The 17,621-nt window shown below is 69.2% G+C and carries 16 protein-coding genes; 6 read left to right on the top strand and 10 right to left on the bottom strand.

Translation table 11 applies throughout. The features are described 5' to 3' along the window. Window positions 1-55: 55 nt before the first annotated feature. Window positions 56-607, top strand: coding sequence for a PPA1309 family protein (locus ACTHL4_RS08165; protein WP_440282252.1), 552 nt, complete (start codon window positions 56-58; stop codon window positions 605-607). A 92-nt stretch (window positions 608-699) separates the two neighbouring features. Here ACTHL4_RS08165 and ACTHL4_RS08160 read toward each other — a convergent pair whose 3' ends face one another. Both ACTHL4_RS08160 and ACTHL4_RS08155 read right to left on the bottom strand, forming a co-directional pair. Continuing rightward, window positions 700-1,815 (bottom strand): YlbL family protein, encoded by a 1,116-nt coding sequence (locus ACTHL4_RS08160; protein ID WP_440282251.1) that lies wholly within the window; start codon window positions 1,813-1,815, stop codon window positions 700-702. A gap of 64 nt (window positions 1,816-1,879) precedes the next feature. Next, window positions 1,880-2,332, bottom strand: coding sequence for a molybdenum cofactor biosynthesis protein MoaE (locus ACTHL4_RS08155; protein WP_440282250.1), 453 nt, complete (start codon window positions 2,330-2,332; stop codon window positions 1,880-1,882). Window positions 2,333-2,485: 153 nt separating this feature from the next. On the opposite strand from ACTHL4_RS08155, the gene ACTHL4_RS08150 reads away from it, so the two are divergent. Both ACTHL4_RS08150 and ACTHL4_RS08145 read left to right on the top strand, forming a co-directional pair. Further along, window positions 2,486-3,985 carry a zinc-dependent metalloprotease gene (locus ACTHL4_RS08150; RefSeq protein WP_440282249.1) on the top strand — a complete coding sequence of 500 codons (1,500 nt, stop codon included), beginning with the start codon at window positions 2,486-2,488 and terminating at the stop codon, window positions 3,983-3,985. Continuing rightward, a complete protein-coding gene (locus ACTHL4_RS08145; protein WP_440282248.1) occupies window positions 3,982-4,521 on the top strand; it encodes an NUDIX hydrolase in 540 nt (179 codons plus the stop codon). The genes ACTHL4_RS08150 and ACTHL4_RS08145 overlap by 4 nt, the downstream gene beginning before the upstream one ends. On the opposite strand, the gene ACTHL4_RS08140 is transcribed toward ACTHL4_RS08145, so the two are convergent. Beyond that, complete coding sequence (locus tag ACTHL4_RS08140) at window positions 4,513-5,106, bottom strand: M48 metallopeptidase family protein (protein WP_440282247.1); 594 nt, start codon at window positions 5,104-5,106, stop codon at window positions 4,513-4,515. The two genes, ACTHL4_RS08145 and ACTHL4_RS08140, sit on opposite strands and share 9 nt — an antisense overlap. Window positions 5,107-5,302: 196 nt before the next feature. Between ACTHL4_RS08140 and ACTHL4_RS08135 the strand changes: the two genes are divergently transcribed. Both ACTHL4_RS08135 and ACTHL4_RS08130 read left to right on the top strand, forming a co-directional pair. Beyond that, window positions 5,303-6,157 (top strand): hypothetical protein, encoded by an 855-nt coding sequence (locus ACTHL4_RS08135; protein WP_440282246.1) that lies wholly within the window; start codon window positions 5,303-5,305, stop codon window positions 6,155-6,157. Next, window positions 6,154-7,482 carry an ABC1 kinase family protein gene (locus ACTHL4_RS08130; RefSeq protein WP_440282245.1) on the top strand — a complete coding sequence of 443 codons (1,329 nt, stop codon included), beginning with the start codon at window positions 6,154-6,156 and terminating at the stop codon, window positions 7,480-7,482. Before ACTHL4_RS08135 ends, ACTHL4_RS08130 begins: the two co-directional genes overlap by 4 nt. On the opposite strand, the gene ACTHL4_RS08125 is transcribed toward ACTHL4_RS08130, so the two are convergent. From ACTHL4_RS08125 to ACTHL4_RS08105, 5 genes are read right to left on the bottom strand one after another with little or no spacing between them, the layout of a single operon-like run. Then, window positions 7,468-8,244 carry an ABC transporter ATP-binding protein gene (locus ACTHL4_RS08125; protein WP_440282244.1) on the bottom strand — a complete coding sequence of 259 codons (777 nt, stop codon included), beginning with the start codon at window positions 8,242-8,244 and terminating at the stop codon, window positions 7,468-7,470. The two genes, ACTHL4_RS08130 and ACTHL4_RS08125, sit on opposite strands and share 15 nt — an antisense overlap. Next, window positions 8,241-9,311: an ABC transporter ATP-binding protein gene (locus tag ACTHL4_RS08120; protein WP_440282243.1), complete on the bottom strand. Its 1,071-nt coding sequence runs from the start codon at window positions 9,309-9,311 to the stop codon at window positions 8,241-8,243. Before ACTHL4_RS08120 ends, ACTHL4_RS08125 begins: the two co-directional genes overlap by 4 nt. Window positions 9,312-9,319: 8 nt before the next feature. Then, window positions 9,320-10,213 carry an ABC transporter permease gene (locus ACTHL4_RS08115; protein WP_440282242.1) on the bottom strand — a complete coding sequence of 298 codons (894 nt, stop codon included), beginning with the start codon at window positions 10,211-10,213 and terminating at the stop codon, window positions 9,320-9,322. Next, window positions 10,210-11,145, bottom strand: a complete 936-nt coding sequence (locus ACTHL4_RS08110; protein ID WP_440282241.1) for an ABC transporter permease — start codon at window positions 11,143-11,145, stop codon at window positions 10,210-10,212. Before ACTHL4_RS08110 ends, ACTHL4_RS08115 begins: the two co-directional genes overlap by 4 nt. 60 nt (window positions 11,146-11,205) lie before the next feature. Then, entirely contained in the window at window positions 11,206-12,762 is a 1,557-nt protein-coding gene (locus ACTHL4_RS08105; protein ID WP_440282240.1) for an ABC transporter substrate-binding protein, read from the bottom strand. 269 nt (window positions 12,763-13,031) lie between these two features. Here ACTHL4_RS08105 and ACTHL4_RS08100 point away from each other — a divergent pair, with 269 nt between their 5' ends. Beyond that, entirely contained in the window at window positions 13,032-14,585 is a 1,554-nt protein-coding gene (locus ACTHL4_RS08100) for a serine hydrolase domain-containing protein (RefSeq protein ID WP_440282239.1), read from the top strand. Window positions 14,586-14,595: 10 nt separating this feature from the next. Here the strand turns inward: ACTHL4_RS08100 and ACTHL4_RS08095 are convergent, their stop codons facing one another. Continuing rightward, window positions 14,596-15,459 carry a hypothetical protein gene (locus ACTHL4_RS08095; RefSeq protein ID WP_440282238.1) on the bottom strand — a complete coding sequence of 288 codons (864 nt, stop codon included), beginning with the start codon at window positions 15,457-15,459 and terminating at the stop codon, window positions 14,596-14,598. A gap of 80 nt (window positions 15,460-15,539) precedes the next feature. Next, window positions 15,540-17,144, bottom strand: a complete 1,605-nt coding sequence (locus ACTHL4_RS08090; protein ID WP_440282237.1) for a PucR family transcriptional regulator — start codon at window positions 17,142-17,144, stop codon at window positions 15,540-15,542. Window positions 17,145-17,621 lie beyond the last annotated feature (477 nt).

Here is a 17,621-nt window from a genome sequence, read left to right as displayed (position 1 = left end):
CACTTATGTGCGGGGCCCAGGCGTTGCCCGATCGCAATACGGCAGCATTGGTCGTATGCCGGAAGACGCCACTGACCCGGGTCAGCAGCTCAAGCAGGTCCTGAGCCCGCTGGCCGAATGCGCCCTCGACACCGAACGACACGTCGCCTCCGCCGGGTGGGACCAGTCGCCGCGGCTGTTCGCCATCGCGCGCAACGCCGACCTGCTGGCCCGCGAGCCGGGTCTGGCCGGACAGCTTGCCGGGGCGGACCCCTCGGCATACAGCACCATCGAGCAGGAGGGGCTGCCGCAGACCTCCAACATCGAGAGCCTGTTGCGTCAACTCGCCTGGCCGGCCGAGGTCGACGGCGTCGCGCTGGCGGTGGAGCGGATCGTCGTGCCGCCGGAGGCCGAGCGGGATCTGCCGGAGAACGCCGAGGCCGCGGCGGAGGCGCTGGCGGCGCATCCGGACCGGGCCGACGTGCGGCTGCTGGTCGCGGTGCTGCGCAACGGTGACTCGATCTGCCTGCTGCGGCAGCGGGCCCACGACGCCGACGACAAGGTCGCGGTCGGCAAGGACATCGCACCGGGCCTGGTGCACGCCCTGCAGGTCACCCTGCAGGACTGACGTCACCCCACGGCGTTCTCCTCCGCTGGGTCACCTCATACGTCGCGGGGACCCCGACGTCGGCATTGCGGCTCCTTCGCTGGACGGCCGAGTCAGCAGCTGGGGAACCCGCTGGTCTTGCCCTGGGCGATCTGCTCGACCTCGGAGATGGCGTCCTTGACCGTGTCGATCCGGATGACGGTCAGACCCTTCGGCTCGTGACCCTTCGCCTCCGAACAGTCACTGGTCGGTGCGAGGAAGAACTTCGCGCCGGCGCGTTTGGCCCCCAGCATCTTCTGCCGGATGCCGCCGATGGGACCGACGGACCCGTCCTCGCTCATCGTCCCGGTGCCGGCGATCTGGTGGCCACCGGTCAGCGCACCCGGAGTCAGCAGGTCGTAGATCGCCAGCGTGAACATCGTGCCCGCCGACGGTCCGCCCACGTCGCCCGCGTTGACCTTCACCTGGTAGGGGAATGCGTATGACGGGGAGATCGCGATGCCGAACACCGCGTGGCCGCCGTCCCCCGCGCTGGTGGGCACCGTCAACCGCAGCTGCTTGCCGCCGCGCTCGACGGTGACGGGCACCGCGGTGCCGGCCTTGACCTTCGCCATCACCGTGGAGACGGACTTCAGCGTGGTGACCTTCGTGCCGTCGAGCTTGACCAGCACGTCGCCGGGCTTCAGCGTGCCCTGCGCAGCGGCGCCCTTCTGCAGCTGGATGACCTTGATGGTCTCCGGGACGGTGATGCCGGCGGCGCGCATGGCGACGACCTCCGCGGTCTGTTGCGAGTTGGTCATCTCCGCGGTGCTCTGCTTCTGCACCTGCTTGGAGGTGATGCCCTGGGGGAACCAGACGTCCTCGGGATAGATCTCGGCGTCGTCCTCGAAATACTTGGCGCGCAGCCACTCCATGATGCTCACCGGGTACTGCGGCCCACCGGCCATCGACACCGTCGTGAAGTCCAGGGTGCCCGACGTCGGGTACGTCTTGACGCCCTTGACCTCGATCACCGGCTTGCCGTCGGTCTTGCCCAGCGTGTTGGTCACCGGCCCCGGACGCAGGATCACCTTGGGCACGTGGATCAGGTTGAGTGCGGCCACCGCGATCACCAGCACCACGGCGGTCACCAGCAGCGCGACGTTGCGCCCGCTGAGCGACCGCTTCGCCCCCGTGACCGGCCCGGGGGCCGCTCCCGTACCCGGGTGACCGTCCGGCTGTGCGTTCATGGTCCCTGGTGATCCACCCACTGTGTCCGTGTCCTCGCCTCGGTCCTGCGCACCTGTCATCGATCTACAGTCCGACCCATTCGTCACTTCCATCGCGGAACACCTGGTGCTTCCAGATCGGCACCCGCGCTTTGAGAGTGTCGATCATCTCCCGGCAAACTGTGAGCGCGGCTCCACGGTGCGGTGCACTGACCGCGACCACCACGGCCGTATCCCCGATCGCCAGCCGGCCGACCCGGTGCACCGCCGCGAGCGCGGTGATCTCGTCGGTCAACACCGACTCGGCCACCTCGCGCAGCGTGTCCACCGCGCTGGGGTGAGCCGAGTAGTCCAGCAGCTCAACGGCTTTGGCGTGGTCCTGCCGGCGCACCGTGCCGACGAAGAGCGCGACTCCGCCGGCGGCCGGATCGCTCACCGCGGCGAGCGCCTCGTCGACGGACAACGCCTCGTCCCGCAGGTCCACCAGACGCACCCGGGCATCGGGCGTCCGGTCCGTCGTGCCGTCCGAGATCGTCATACCTGCTCCTCCTCGTTGCGCTGGCAGCGAACACAGCCCGGGTGGTGGAACCCCACCGGCCGCTTCGTGGTTGTCTAGTGGAGAGCCTATTCACCGCGACCGGCGCGCATTCGCCGCGTGCCCCGCCCGGGCACCGGCACAGGACGGAGAGAGATGTCTGACAACCCACCCGAGCGCCCCGACGACAACTTCGGCGACGACTCCGCCAAGGAGCCGGACCTGTCCGAACTCCTGCGGTCGATCCTCGGCGGCGACTCCGGCAACGACCAACTTGCAGGTGCCCTGGAGCAGATGGGCATCGAGCTCGGTCCGGACGGCATCAACCCGCAGATGATGCAGATGCTGCAGAGCCAGCTGCAGGCGATGATGTCCGCCCCGGTCGACGGCCCGGTCAACCTCGAGCTGGCCACCGACGTCGCCCGTAAGACGGTCGCCGCGGCCGGCGACTCCAGCGTCGGTGCCGCGACGGTGCGTGACGTGGAGCAGGTCGTGCAGGTCGCCAACCTGTGGCTGGACGAGGTCACCGAGTTCGCGGCCGTCGGCCCCGCCAAGGCACTCAGTCGCGCCGAGTGGGTCGAGCAGACGATGCCCATGTGGCGTCAACTGGTCGAGCCGGTCGCCGGCGGTGTGAACGCCGCGATCGAGCGCGCGATGGGCGAGCAGCTGCGCCGGCTGGATCCGCACCAGGCCGAGGAGATGGGCCTGCCGGCCGGCATCAATCCCGCCGAGATGATGGGGCAGATGCAGCCGATGATGGCGCGGATGAGCGCCGGCATGTTCGGTGCGCAGATCGGGCAGGCCGTCGGTGCGCTCGCGGGTGAGCTGGTCAGCGGCACCGAGGTCGGGCTGCCGCTCACCGACGGGATTGCGATGCTGCCGGCCAACGTGCGCGACTTCGCCGAAGGCCTGGAGATCGACGGTGGTGAGGTGCACCTCTATCTCGCCGTGCGCGAGGCCGCCCGCGCCCGCCTCTTCGCCTCGGTCGCCTGGCTCGGCCCCGCGCTGATCGCCGCCGTGCAGTCGTATGCCGGAGACATCTCCATCGACACCGACGGCATCGAACGCGCGGTCGCCGACGCCGACACCTCCGACCCGGCGGCGATGCAGGAGGCGCTGCAGGGTTCGCTCTTCAGCAACGAACCGTCCGAGGCGCAGCAGCGCGCGCTGGCGCATCTCGAGACGTTGCTGGCACTGGTCGAGGGCTGGGTGGACGTCGTCACCAACGAGGCCGCCGGCAAGCACCTGCCGCACACCGTGCAGTTGTCCGAGGCCGTCCGCCGCCGCCGGGCCTCCGGCGGCCCGGCGGAGCGCGTCTTCGCCTCCCTGGTCGGCCTGGAGCTGCGGCCGCGACGGCTGCGCGACGCGGCCCAGGTCTTCACCGAGCTGGAGGCCGCCCTCGGCGCCGCGGAGCGCGACGCCGCGTGGAAGCACCCGGACTTCGCGCCGACCACCGCCGACCTCGACGACCCCAGCGGCTACGTCCGACGCCGTCAGCAGCCGGAGGAGGCCGCGACCGCGCCCGACGAGGTCGATGCCGCCCTCGAAGCGCTGTTGGCGCAGGGCACCGCGGAGCTGGATGCCGAGCGCGGCGGCGAGGACGACCGGCCCGACGGTGACGACGGCAAGGGCGACCACGGCACGGGCGACGCGTGAGCGATCCGCTGCGCGACAACGCCTTCGAGGTGTTGCGCACCGCGCCGGCGACTCCGTTGCGGGACGCGTTCGAGGCACACCTGGCGGCATACGACGACGCGATGTGGCGGCACGGGCCGCCGGAGCACTTCACCGCCAGCGCGGTCGTCTTCTCGGCCGACGGACAGCAGGTGCTGCTGGTGCTGCACAAGAAGGCCCGGCTGTGGTTGCAGCCCGGCGGACATTTCGAGGCCGGCGACCGCACGGTCGCCGGTGCGGCGCTGCGCGAGGCGACCGAGGAATCCGGCATCGAGGGTCTCACCGCGGTGCCCGGGGCGATCTATCTGCACCGGCACGACCTGACCGGCGCGTTCGGGCGGTGCACGGCGCACTGGGACCTTCGGGTCGCGGCGGTCGCACCACAGGAGGCCGGAGTGACCGTCTCCGACGAGTCGCACGACGTGCGCTGGTGGCCGGTCGACGCCCTGCCGGAGCCGACCGATCCCGACCTCGCGCACTGCATCGAGCAGTTGCGCACGCAGCTGGTCTCAGCCTGAGGAGTCGCGCACCACCGCCGGCAGGTCGCCGTCCGGATCGTCCGCCGGGTCACCGACCGTCTCGTCGTCCTGATCGGACGGCATGCCCAACCCGAACGCGACACCGTCGAGGTAACCACGGGCCCGTTCCAGGCGCGGGAAGGCCTCCAGCAGCGACCAGAAGCTCTTGCCGTGGTCGGGCTGCAGCAGGTGCGCCAACTCGTGCAGCAGGACGTAGTCGCTGACGTATTCGGGCATGCCCTGCAGCCGGTCGGACAGCCGGATGGTGCCGTTGGCCGGGGTGCACGAGCCCCAGCGGGCGCGCTGATTGGCGACCCACCGCACCGACACCGGATGCGCCAGACCGCCGAGATAGCGGGTGGACAATGCCGCCGCCCGCTCCATCAACTCGGCGTCGGTGGACCTGCCCCGGGCCGCCGCCGCCTCCACCTTGCGGACCATGTCGGCGACCAGCCGCTCCTCGTCGCGTTTGGACAACCGGGCGGGCACGAGCACCACGATGCGGTCGCCTTCGCGGTATGCCGACACCGTGCGCCGCCGTCGCGCAGAGCGCCGCACTTCCACTTCGGGTGTCGGCGACGTCATACCCCGAACCTAAGCGATGCGGGTGACATTGGCGACGAGGTCGGCCCGCGATCCTCAGCCCGACGTGTCCGTCGGGCCGGAGCAGGTCGGGCCTGTGGACAACTTCTGCGGGGAACGCGGCGCTGCTGGCACGGTGGCTGGGTGCGCCGCGACCGGCGTCACACGCCATCGCCTCGGGATCGAAGGGACACCGCTGATGACTGAACCAGTGCGGGAGCTCGCGCCGCGGCTGCCGTCGACCCTCGCGGTCCGCCGCCGCGGCGCCGGCGCCGTTCTGATGACCGGCGGCAGTCCCGGCGCACTGGTCCTGGAAGGTCTCACCGAGGCCGAGACCACCGCGGTCGTCGGCCTGACCGCCGCGCTGCGTGCCCCCGGTGTCGTCCGGCATCGGTGCGCCCCCTCCGCGCGGTGGTCGCAGGTGCTCGGCGCGGTCCACCGGGCGGCCGCTCGGCTCACCGCCGGCCAGACGGTCGCCGGACAGGTGCTGGTGCTGGGTGCGGGTCCGTTGCCGGAGGAGATCTGCCGGGCCCTGCAGCCGGTCGTGGGGCGGGTCGTCAACGAGCCCGAGGCGTTGCTGGCACCGGAGTCCGATCCCGCCGGACCACCTGCTGACCTGGTGGTGCTGCCCGCGGTCGACGCGCTCGCGCCGCTGGCCGGACAGCCGTGGCAGCGTCGCGGCATACCGCAGCTGCCGGTCGTGGTGTCCGGTGGCCGCCTCAGCGTCGGGCCGCTGGTGCGCCCGGGCAGCGGGCCCTGCCTCAGCTGCCTCGACCTGCATCGCGGTGCCCGTGATCCGGGCTGGGCGTCCTGGCTCGCGTCGCGCGCCGTGCACACCGACGTCGACCGCGAGATGGACACGGCGCCCGAACTACGCAGCGCCGCGGCGGCGCTCACCGCGCTGATTGCGCGCGGGCTGCTGGAGCACGAGCCGTTGCCGGCCGGGGTGAGCCTCAGCCTGGAGCGTCCGCAGCCTCGCGTGCGGCACCACTTGTGGACGTGCCACCCGTCCTGCTGCGGCGCCGCGGAGGCAAGGGTGACAATGAGGGCATGAGCGAATTGCCCCGTAAGGCCGTGACCCGGGCCGCCCGGCTCGCGACGCTGCCGCTCGGCATCGGCGCGCGCGCCGCCGTCGGGCTCGGCAAGCGTGTCGGAGGCCGCCCTGCCGAGGCGGTCACCGCCGAACTGCAGGCGCAGACCGCCGAGCAGCTCTTCCGCGTGCTCGGCGGACTCAAGGGCGGCGCGATGAAGTTCGGCCAGTCGCTGTCGATGTTCGAGGCGGCGCTGCCGGAGGAGCTCGCCGCGCCCTACCGGTCGACGTTGACCAAGCTGCAGGACACCGCTCCGGCGATGTCCACCACGTCGTTGCACGCCGTCCTCGCCGACCAGCTCGGGGCGAAGTGGCGCGCCACATTCCGCGAGTTCGAGGAGCAGCCGCGCGCGGCCGCGTCGATCGGCCAGGTGCACCACGCCGTATGGCGCGACGGGCGCGAGGTCGCGGTCAAGGTGCAATATCCGGGCGCCGCCGAGGCGCTCATGTCCGACCTCAACCAGCTGTCCCGGGTGGCCCGAATGAGCACCAGCTGGGTGCCCGGACTCGACGTGGCGCCGATCCTGCGCGAGCTGAAGGGACGGATGGCCGAGGAGACCGACTACAGCCTCGAAGCGGCGATGCACGAGCAGTTCGCCGAGGCGTATGCCGACGACCCCGACTACCTGCTGCCGCAGGTCGTCTTCGCCACCGAGCAGGTCATCGTCAGCGACTGGATCGACGGTGTGCCGCTGTCCCAGATCATCACGTCGGGCACCCCCGAGGAACGCGACCTCGCGGCCGCGCGCTACTTCGAGTTCCTCGTGAGCGGCCCGGAGCGCGCCGGACTGCTGCACGCCGACCCGCATCCCGGCAACTTCCGGTTGCTGCCGGGCGGGCGGCTGGGTGTCCTCGACTTCGGCGCGGTCAATCGGCTGCCCGACGGGCTGCCCCCCGCGATGGGCGAGTTGATCTCGGCGGCGCTGCGCGGCGACGAGGTGGCACTGCTGGAGGGTTTGCGTGACGAGGGCTTCGTGAAGCGTTCGATCGACGTCGACGCCCAGGACGTGCTCGACTATCTCGGAGTTTTCCTGAAACCGTTGCGCAGCAATGATTTCCGCTTCGACCGCGAGTGGTTGCGCGGCATCTTCAACTTCCTCAACGATCCCCGCAACTCCACGTTCACCGTCGGTCTGCGGCTCAACCTGCCGCCGAGCTACGTGATGATCCACCGTGCCTGGCTGGGCGGCATCGCCGTGCTGTGCCAGATCGGCGGCACGGTGCCCGCGCGCGAGATCTTCGACCGCTGGGTGCCCGGCGCCGACCTGCCGCCGCTACCGGAGCAGTGAGCGCCCGTCGGCCAGCCCGACGCTGCGCGGGCCTCCCAGCCGCGGGATCGCGGCGAGCAACGTCTTGGTGTAGTCGTCGCGCGGATCGGCGAAGAGCTCCGCACAGCCCTGCTCCTCGACGATCTCACCGCGATAGATGACGTTCACCCGGTCGCACAGGGTACGCACGATCGACAGGTCGTGGGAGATGAACAGGATCGACAGACCGACCTGATCGCGCAGGTCGGACAGCAGGTTGACGATGCCGGCCTGCACCGACACGTCCAGCGCCGCGACCGGTTCATCGGCCACCAGCAGCCGCGGCTGGATCGACAACGCCCGGGCGATGGCCACCCGCTGCCGTTGACCGCCGGACATGCCGGCCGGCCGGGAGCCGAGCAGCGAGGCGGGCAACCGGACCTGGTCCATCAGCTCCCGGCACCGTTCGTCGATGGCCGAGCCGCGCAGTGCTGTGTGCCGGCGCAGCATCTCGACCAGGGTGCCGCGGATCGTCATGCGCGGGTCCAGCGAGCCGTAGGGGTCCTGGAACACCATCTGTATGCCGCGCCGGTCCGCACGGCTGCGTCGCGCGCCGAACCGCTTGCCCTCGAAGCTGATCGAGCCGGAGTCGATCGGCTGCAGCCCCACCACCGCGCGGGCGAGGGTCGACTTGCCGGAGCCGGACTCACCGACCAGCCCGACGATCTCGCCGCGCCCCACGGTCAGCGATGCCGACCGGACCGCTTGCAGCATCGTGTGGGATTGCTTCTGCTGAAACGTCACCACCACGTCGGTGCACTGAAGCAACGGCTCGACGGTCCTCGTGCCTCCTCGGCCAGTTCGATCTGTCCGGTGGCGCTGCCGACCGGATGCAGGCAGTGCACCTCCCGGCCGTCGATCGAGGACGTGTCGGGCACCCGCGTGATCTCGCAGTCGTCCTGCCGGTGTTCGCAGCGAGGCGCGAACGGACAGCCGACGGGCCGGTCCGCCAGCGAGGGCGCGCTGCCGGGGATCGAGTAGAGCCGGCGGCCGATGCGGTCGATGTCCGGTGTCGACCGCAGCCGTGCCTCGGTGTAGGGATGTTGCGGTCGTTCGAAGACCGCCCGCAGGTCCGTCGAGCCTTCCATGACGTTGCCCGAGTAGAGCACGGTCACCGAGTCGCATAGCTGCGCGACGACTGCCAGATCGTGTGTGACATAGAGCAATCCGGCGTCCAGCTCGTCCCGCAGATGGGTGAACAGGCTCAGGATCTGCTGCTGCACGGTCACGTCCAGCGCGGTCGTCGGTTCGTCGCAGAGGATCAGCTTGGGCTTGCCGGCGACCGCGGCAGCGATCATCACGCGTTGTTTGAGGCCACCGGACAACTCGAACGGATAGGCGTCGACCTTCTGCTCGGCGTCGTGGATCCCCACCAGCTCCATCAGGTGTATGGCGTAGTCGCGCGCCGCGGCGCGCCGCATCCCGTCGCGCCGCATGACGGCGTCGACGATCTGCTCGCCGACCGGGATCACCGGATTCAGTGCGACCGACGGTTCCTGGAAGATCATCGAGATCCCGGCGCCACGAAGGCGTTCCAGCCGCCGGCGCTCCTGCTTGCCCTGCCGCGCGAGGTCGAACTCATCACCGTCGAACTGCATCCGACCCGACGTGATGACTGCATTCGGCGGCAGCAGCCCGAGGATGGCACGCAATGTGAGGCTCTTGCCGGAGCCGGATTCGCCCACCAGGCCACGCGCCTCGCCATACCCGACATCGAACGAAAGGTGCTCCAGCGCAGCCCATTCGGCGCCTCCGACCCGCACCTTCAGTGTCAGGTCCTCCACGGACAGCAAGGGTTCGCGGGACGTCATACCGCTGCTCATCGCTCGACCCGCAGTGCGTGCGCCAGCCCGTCGCCGATGAAGGACAGCGCCAGACTGGTCCAGATGACGGCACCGGCGGGGAACAACGTCACCCCGTAGTAGCCGCCGGCCAGGAACTGCTGGCCGTCGGCCATCATCGAGCCCCAGTCCGGTGTCGGCGGCACGATGCCGAGCCCGAAGTAGCTGAGCGTCACGATCACGCCGACGTTCATCACGATGTCGCTCATCGCATAGACGATCGCCTGGGTGGCGACGTTGGGCGCGAAGTGCCGCACCAGGATCCGTCCGGTCGAGATGCCGCCGGCCTGGCAGGCCGCGACGAACTCCTTGTGGCGCAGCACCATCGCCTCGCCGCGCACCAGGCGTGCGTAGGCCACCCACGACACGCAGGTGATCGCCACGAAGATGCTCCAGGCACCGTTGCCCAGCACGAACACCAATGCGATGACCAGGATGAAGAACGGGAACGCCGTGACGATGTCGGCCAGACGCATCAGGATCGTGTCGATCCAGCCACCGAAATAGCCTGACACGACACCGAATACGAGCCCGATGAGGAAGGGCGCGATGACCGCGACCACTGCGATGGTCAGGTCGCTGCGGGCGCCGTACACCACGCGCGAGAAGACGTCACGGCCCAGGTTGTCGGTGCCGAACCAATGGTCCGCGGACGGTCCCAGCAGCGTGTGCATGGCGTCGGGGGTGGTCGGATCGTGCCGGGTGATCAGTGGCGCGAAGATGGCTGCCAGCGCCAGCACACCGATCATCGACGCGCCGAGCCACAGCTGCAGATTGTGCCGACGTAGCCATCCCGGCGCCCAGCCGGCGGAACGGACCTCCGGCACCGTTTCGGGCGGGACGACGGAGGTGGCGGATTCGGTCGTGGTCATGACAACCTCGCTCTCGGGTCCAGCCGGGCGTAGATCAGATCGGTGAGCAGGTAGACCACCACGACGATGAGACCGAAGATGAGCGTGCAGGCCTGCACCAGCGCGTAGTCGCGGTTGAGGATGCCGGTCATCAGCATCGAACCCATGCCGGGTATGGCGAAGACCTGCTCGATGACGAGGGCCCCGCTGGCCAGTGCGCCGACCTGGATGCCGAGGATGCTCACACCCGAGATGCCCGCATTGCGCAGCACGTAGCGCCGTCGGATCGGCCCTGCTGTCAAGCCTTTCGACCTCGCGAACATGACGTATTCGCTGCCGTAGGACTCGATCATGGCCGCGCGCAGGCCACGCACCAACAGGGGCACGATGCTCAGTGCGATGGTGATCGCCGGCAGCACCAGCGCCCAGGCCCGGGCACCGAGCCCGCTCGGGTAGCCACCGGCGGGGAAGATCGCGATCCGCACCCCGAGGAAGAGGATCAGCATGCTGCCGATGAAGAACGTCGGTGAACCCTGTATGACGGCATTGAACAACCGGACGAGCGTTGCCGCGACACCGTTCGGCCGCGTCGCACTGCGCGAGGCCAGGGGGATGGAGATGACGACCGCGAAGACCGCGCTCAGCAGGATCAGGATCAGCGTGACCGGGAGCCGTTGCGCCATCAGCGCGGTGATCTGCGAGTGGTAGTAGAAGGACGTGCCGAGGTCGCCGTGGATCAGCTGTCCGAGGTAGGACAGGTACTGCATCGGCAGGCTCTGGTCGAGGCCCCACTGATGCCGCAGTGCGGCGATCGAGGCGGCATCGGCCTTCTCACCCAACGCTGTTCGGGCCGGGTCACCGGGCGCCAGATGCATCAGGAAGAACGAGATGGTGACGACGCCCCACACGACCGGGATGGCGAGCAGTAGCCGCCGGACCAGCCAGCGCAGCACGGATGGCTCCTTTCGCCAGGGCGATCAGGTCAGGGTTGCAACGGGGTGGGAGCAGGATCGCTAGTGGGCCAACCAGGCCCGCTCCAGGAAGTAGTTGCCGGTGGCACCGGGCCGGAAGCCGCCGACCTTCTGGGAGTAGGAGTAGATGCCCGGCACGTAGAACAGCGGGATGAACGGCACGTTGTCGTCGATGATCTGCTGCATCTGGTCATAGGCCTTCTTGCGGGTGCCCTGGTCCGATGCGCTGCTGCCGGTCGCGGCCAGCTGGTTCATCTTCGCGCTGTCGAACCAGGTGTAGACGGTGTGCACGCCACCGGTGAACGTGCCTGCGAAACGGGCGATCTCGTCCGGGTCGACGATGTCGGTGGTGTAGAGCCCGAACGCCATGTCGTAGTTGCCGGCATGCTTGGCGGTCACGATCGCCGACGGGTCCAGCGTCTTGATCTTCAGTGTGATGCCGATCTTGGCCAGGTCGCTCTGCACCAGCTGCGCTTCGCCCGAGGCGTTCTGATCGCCCGAGGGGATGGTGATCGTCGTGCTGAAACCCTGCGGCACCGTGGATTTGGCCAGCGCGGCCTTGGCGGAGGCGAGGTCGTACGGCGTGCTCTTGATCGACGCGTCGTGCGCCCAGCTCGTCGGTGACAGGTAGGAGCCGGCGATCGTTCCGTGCCCGTAGTACACGGATTTCAGGATGGCCTTCTTGTCGATCGCGAGCCGGATCGCCTTGCGCACGTTGAGATCGTTCAGCGGCTTGCGTTTGGTGTTCATCCCGAGGTAGTCGACTTCACTGGACGGGAAGGTGCTCACCTGCAGCGAGGGCGTCTTCTGCACCGACTGGATGCTGGAGTTGGACGGGTACTCGTTGATCTGGATCTGACCGCTGGACAGTTGCGTGCTGCGGGTGTTGCTGTCCGGAACCACGGTGAACTCCACCGAGTCCAGGCGGGGCGTGTTCTTCTTCCAGTACGCCGTGTTCTTGACGATCTTCAGGCTGCTGCCCTTGGTCCAGCTGTCGAACTTGAACGGCCCGGATCCGATCGGGTGCTGGGCGAATGCCGTGGCCGACTTGCCCCCGTAGTTCTTGGGCACGATCGAATTGGCGTAGAGCGCCATGTCGGCCGGCAACGGCGCCCACGGCTGGGCGGTGTGGAACACCACGGTGTGGGCGTCCGGTGTGTCGATCTTGGTGATGATGGAGTCGATGAACGAGAACGGAGCATCCTTGGCCTGGTTCTGTTCGATGGAGAACTTCACGTCGGCCGAGGTGACCGGGCTGCCATTGGTGAACTTCGCGTCTTTGCGCAGATGGAAGGTCCAGCTCAGTTTGTCCGCGGACTGGGTCCACGACGTCGCGAGCGACGGCTGCACGTCCTTGCCGTCCTGTGCCGGGACGGTGAGGGTGTCGTAGATCTCCTCGATGATCCAGATGGACGCATTGTCGGTGGGGACCGACGGCAACAGGCTGGTGGCTTCGTCGGCACGTGCCATCACCAGCGTGCCCCCGGACTGGGGTGTGCCGGCGGCCGCGCCCGAGCTGGTGGAGCCCGACGAACACGCGGCCAGCGATGCTGCGGCCACCATCACCACTGCGCTGGTGAGAGTCTTCCTGCGGGTCATTGATCGTCAGCTCCTGTCGCACGAGGAAGGGCCGCTGCGATCACGCTGCCGCCGCCCACTCACTGAGGTCCGCCCTGCCGGGCACGAGCCACAGTAGGTGCGTGGCCGACCGGTCCGAACTGGTCGCTGGCACGAAAGTTCGGCGTCGATTTGGTGCAGCCGAACGGTCCGCCACCGCGTCGGTCTCACTAGTTTGTGGGTGGCCGATGCCCCCGACGGCCACTCACCCGACGAACCGGCCCAGCCGCCGCCCGAGGAGCATGGACACGATGTCGAACGAGACGATCCGGATCCCGATCGAGTCCCAACTGGACGCCTACTTCGCGCACTACGTCGCGGCCGACACGGCCAAGGGATTGGCCTACGGCATCAGCGGACCCGGCGGGCTACGACACGGCCGGGGGTTCGGAGTGGTCTCGGACGACGGCCTGGTGCCCGACGTGGACACCGTCTTCCCGATCGCCTCGATGTCCAAGAGCTTCATCGCGTGTGCGGCGCTCATCGCCCGGGATCGCGGCGCGTTGTCGCTGCACGATCCGATCACGGCATACTTCCCGCAGTTCTCGGCGAGCGGCACCGCCGACGACCCGTGTGAGCCGCCGACGCTCGGCATGCTGCTGTCGATGTCGGGCGGCCTGACCGAGGACAACTCGTGGGTGGACCCGTTCATCGACGCCACCGAGGAGGTGTTGCTGGAGCAGGTAGCCAAGGGGCTGCGATACAGCCACATGCCCGGCGCCGTCTACGAATACTCCAACCTGGGCTACACACTCGCCGGTCTCGCCGTCGGCCGGGCCGTCGGACGCCCGATCGAGGACTTCGTCCGCGACGAGATCTTCACACCACTGCACCTGGACGCAACCTGTTTCGACAATGCGGCGCCGAGCGACGTGCGCCGTGCGACCGGCTATCACCTGGACACCGGCGGCAACTGGGTCGGCTACCCGTATGTCGCCTCGGCCGCGTTCGCGGCGGCCGGCGGCATCATGAGCAGCGTGCGGGATCTGACCACCTGGATCAGCTGGCTGGGTGCAGCCTTCCGCGCACCGCAGGACGGCGACGTGCCGGTGCTCAGTCGCGCCTCCCGGCGGGAGATGCAACGACTGCACATCGTCGACACCCCCTCGGTCACTGTCACCACGGGCGGTGCGCTGCACCCGTCCGTCTCCGGCTACGGGCTCGGCCTGCGCATCGACCTGGACCTGCAGCGCGGACCGATCGTCGCGCACGGCGGCGGGCTGCCCGGCTTCAGTCTCTTCATGTGCTGGCACCCCGACTCCGGCCACGGCATCGTCGCCCTGACCAACAGCCATCGCAGTAGTGCCGGCATCCTCTGCATGGACGCCCTGGGCACACTGCTGGCGTATGACGACACTCCGGCCGAGACGATCGTCCTGTGGCCGGAGACCGTGCACCTTCGTGCCTCGGTGGAGCGGTTGATCCGTTCCTGGGACGACGAGCTGGCGGCGGAAGTCTTCGCCCCGAACGTCGACTTCGACCGACCGCTGGTCGAACGACGCGCTGAAATCAACGAATTGGTCGCCGAGGTCGGCCCGCTCGGCGAAGCGCGCCCGGCACACGACATCGTCTCCGCTGCGACGGCAGCAGACGTGACGTGGTCCATCCCCGCAGCACGCGGCGAGCTGTTGTGCATGATCCACCTGACTCCGGTCGAGCCGGCGCAGGTGCAGGAGTTCGTCATCCAGGCGGTCCCGGTCGGCCGCCCCCGCACGGCAGCGCCGGTGGACATCTCTCCACGCCGCGGCAACCCCGGTGACACGACGATCACCGCGCTGCGCAATGTGCGGGTCGAACTGCCCTGAACCCCGTCGCTCAGGATCTGCCCAGCCGGTAGAACCCGGACCGGTCGAATCCGTCGATGTGCCAGCCGTTCCGGGTCAGGTCGATCAGCACCTCGCGGGTCGCCAGACGCCAGTCGTGAGCCAACCCGGGGTCGCGCAGCCGCAGGGCGGCGATGTCGTCGGGCACCGCGACGCGGCACGTCATCGCCTCGGCCGGCACCGTGATCCGGACCGGCTCCCTGGCCATGCCGAGTTCGAGGGCCGGGGGCCCGACGGGCAGGTCCGGTAGCGCGCGTGGCCACACCGGCAGCTCCCAACGCGTCACCATCCGATCGCTCGCCTGTCCGTCGTTGAGGGCGTCGCCCATCCGGCCGTAGAAGTCGGGGACGTACTCGACCGCCCGGGCCCCGAGGCGATGCAGATTGAAGTAGGCGTTGCGCGCCACCAGCGGATCGTAGGTCCAGGTGATGGTGGTCATGCCGTTCCCGAGGGCCCAGGCGCGCTGGTGCAGCTTGAGCGCGGCCCCCAACCCACGGCCGAGATGCGTATCGCGGACACCCGTGATGTGCGAGTGCAACCCGGAACCCGCTGGCACCGTGGAGAACCCGACACACACGCCGACCAGTAGCCGACCGTCGAAGGCTCCGGCCACGTAGTTGTCCGAATGCAGCAGCGCGATCAGCAGACTCGCCTCGATCGGCACCCGTCCGCGTCCGGGTGACCAGATCCCGGCCAGCAGCTCGGCGGCCTCGGACGTCTCCGCCGTACGCAGCCGACGGACCGCCACGCCACTGTCCCGGGCCCGGCGGCCGGCGACCTGCCACGCCGCGTCCGGCACCGGCCGGCACGCGGCGGCCGTCCGTTCCCCGCGCCGCCCGTCCGACGGCTCACCCATCGCTGTCACGTGAGTCAGCATCGATCATCGCAGGGCTCGGGACCTCATGCGTGGGGACGAACTTCCCCGCCGCCGTTGTCCTACCGGACGAACGCCGGTGCGCTCAGGCGGAATTGCATCATCAGCTGGAAGCGCACTTCGGGGTCGTCCAGATCGATGTCCGCGATCTGCACCAATCGGCCCAGCCGGTAGCGGAAGGTGTTCTTGTGCACGTGCAACGCGGCGGCAGCCGCTGCGACATCACCGAAGTTGTCCAGCCACGCGTGCAGTGTCTCCCCCAGCGCCGACTGATGTTGTTCGTCATACGCATGCAGGACGGCGATGGGCCCGGAGAGCGTGGTGTTCTCGTGGGCCATCAGGTCGGACAGTTGCATCAGCAGGATCTGTGGCTGCAGGTCGCTCGCCACGGCCACGCGCTGCCGCACGGTGGTGACGGTGCGCAGCACGCGGAGTCCGAGATCGGCCTCTCGCCGAGACTCGCCCATGGCCGCGACGCCCACGACCGGCTTGCCGATCGCCATGACGAACTCGTCGTGCCGGGCGGCCCGTTGCACGAATCCCTCTGCCAGCCGGCGCAATTGGCGCAGCTGCAGGCAGTCGCCACGGTATGCCGGGATCACCGCGTAGACGGTCTCGTCCACGACTGCCACCGCCGACTCCGGCAACTCCGGGTGCAGCCACATCCGCAGCGCATTCGCCAGCCGGTCCAGTTCGGCCGACACAGCGGCGTGGCCGGCGGTGCGACGGCCACGTATGCCGGCCGCGATGACGCAGCCGCCCGTCACATTCCCGCCCATCCGGCCTGCGGTCCCGACCGCCGCGGGACCACCGTCGATGAGGCCGCCCACCAGCGCGGCGCGCATCTGGCGGGAAGCGTCGGAAGCCACCCGGCGCCGCAGCATCGCGATCGCTGCCGTGCTCGCGGCCTCGATCATCGCGGTCGCGCGCGACTCACTCAACGGCTCGTCGACGATCGCCCAGATGGATCCCATCACCTCTGCCCCGGCGCGTACCGGCATGGCCGCACGCGGCCGGATGCCGTCGGCGAGTGACGGCACGAAGATCGGCGCGGTGGCGGCATACAGCCGGCGGAAGACACCCGCCTCCACCATCGGGTCGTTGTAGCGTGCCGGCACCTGGTGACCCAGCACGCTGGCCTTGCGGGCCTCGTCCGCCTCCGCCTGGTCCGCCGAGAAGGCGACGATGTGCGAGCTGACGTCCTCGATGGTGACCGGGGTGGTCAGCAACGCGGACAGCGAGTTGGCGACCTCGAAGAGGTCGAGTGCCTCGGTCGCCCCGCCGGACCAGCCGTCGTCGTCGACCTGCCGGTCGTCGAGCATCCGGGCGACCTGCAGCCACGACGCGCCCCGGACCAGCCCCAGCACGACGACGCCGCTCCGCGAGGCCAGTTCGTCGATCAACGGGGTGACCGTCACCGGCTCCCGGACGATCAGGGCGGCGGCCTCCCGCGCGGCAAGCTCGCGCAGCAGGTTTGCGATGGCGCACTCCCCCTGCACCCCGACGCCCAGCACGACGGCACCGGTCGGCACCGATGGCGGGTCGGCGATGTCGTGCACCACCACACTGCGCACTGACCGGCTGCTGTCCACCGAGCCCGCACGTGCGGTCAGCAGTGTCAGGCCGAGCCATTCGACGACAGTTCCGAGCGTCGTGTGAGCAACCATCAGGATGTCCTTTCGGGCGCGAGTGTGTGCGGTACATACCAGCGGGCCCACAGGAGGCAGGAAACAGATTTTGTGCGACAGCGGCGAAGGCCTGCAGGGATCGCGAGCATCATGGTCCAGATCCGCAGATCTTTCGGCTGATGTGCGATCGGCGTCTCACGCGGTGGACGAGGTGAGAGAGCAACCAACGTGCGGGGCGCGGCCAGCTCAGCGTGTTTTCCGCTCGGCCACCACCCGGGCAGACGGACGAGCAAACCACCTCCGGACACGGCAAAGCCGGTCGCGGTAAGCCGCGACCGGCTTTGCGATCGGGCCGCCGAACGGCGGCTGCAGGGCGTTCATCGACGTGGTGTGGTCGGCGGGGGAAGCACACGCGTCACGTGTTTGCTTCGCCTGGTCGCCGGCTGCCCCGTCGGTGGGCGAGGTCGGGTCGGTTCGACCCGCAGCAACTGGAACATCGTGGAAGCTCTTTCGGGA

The organism is Flexivirga sp. (genome assembly GCF_051955415.1).
Lineage (GTDB): Bacteria > Actinomycetota > Actinomycetes > Actinomycetales > Dermatophilaceae > Flexivirga.
Note: the sequence above shows the minus strand (reverse complement) of the source record. Positions and strands in the feature narration are given on the sequence as shown.

Coding starts and splice junctions, on each gene's coding strand:
- ACTHL4_RS08105 (WP_440282240.1), bottom strand. CDS start 12,762: ATGACCCGCAGGAAGACTCTCACCAGCGCAGTGGTGATGGTGGCCGCA.
- ACTHL4_RS08120 (WP_440282243.1), bottom strand. CDS start 9,311: ATGACGTCCCGCGAACCCTTGCTGTCCGTGGAGGACCTGACACTGAAG.
- ACTHL4_RS08140 (WP_440282247.1), bottom strand. CDS start 5,106: ATGACGTCGCCGACACCCGAAGTGGAAGTGCGGCGCTCTGCGCGACGG.
- ACTHL4_RS08090 (WP_440282237.1), bottom strand. CDS start 17,144: ATGGTTGCTCACACGACGCTCGGAACTGTCGTCGAATGGCTCGGCCTG.
- ACTHL4_RS08165 (WP_440282252.1), top strand. CDS start 56: ATGCCGGAAGACGCCACTGACCCGGGTCAGCAGCTCAAGCAGGTCCTG.
- ACTHL4_RS08100 (WP_440282239.1), top strand. CDS start 13,032: ATGTCGAACGAGACGATCCGGATCCCGATCGAGTCCCAACTGGACGCC.
- ACTHL4_RS08115 (WP_440282242.1), bottom strand. CDS start 10,213: ATGACCACGACCGAATCCGCCACCTCCGTCGTCCCGCCCGAAACGGTG.
- ACTHL4_RS08135 (WP_440282246.1), top strand. CDS start 5,303: ATGACTGAACCAGTGCGGGAGCTCGCGCCGCGGCTGCCGTCGACCCTC.
- ACTHL4_RS08095 (WP_440282238.1), bottom strand. CDS start 15,459: ATGGGTGAGCCGTCGGACGGGCGGCGCGGGGAACGGACGGCCGCCGCG.
- ACTHL4_RS08130 (WP_440282245.1), top strand. CDS start 6,154: ATGAGCGAATTGCCCCGTAAGGCCGTGACCCGGGCCGCCCGGCTCGCG.
- ACTHL4_RS08155 (WP_440282250.1), bottom strand. CDS start 2,332: ATGACGATCTCGGACGGCACGACGGACCGGACGCCCGATGCCCGGGTG.
- ACTHL4_RS08150 (WP_440282249.1), top strand. CDS start 2,486: ATGTCTGACAACCCACCCGAGCGCCCCGACGACAACTTCGGCGACGAC.
- ACTHL4_RS08160 (WP_440282251.1), bottom strand. CDS start 1,815: ATGAACGCACAGCCGGACGGTCACCCGGGTACGGGAGCGGCCCCCGGG.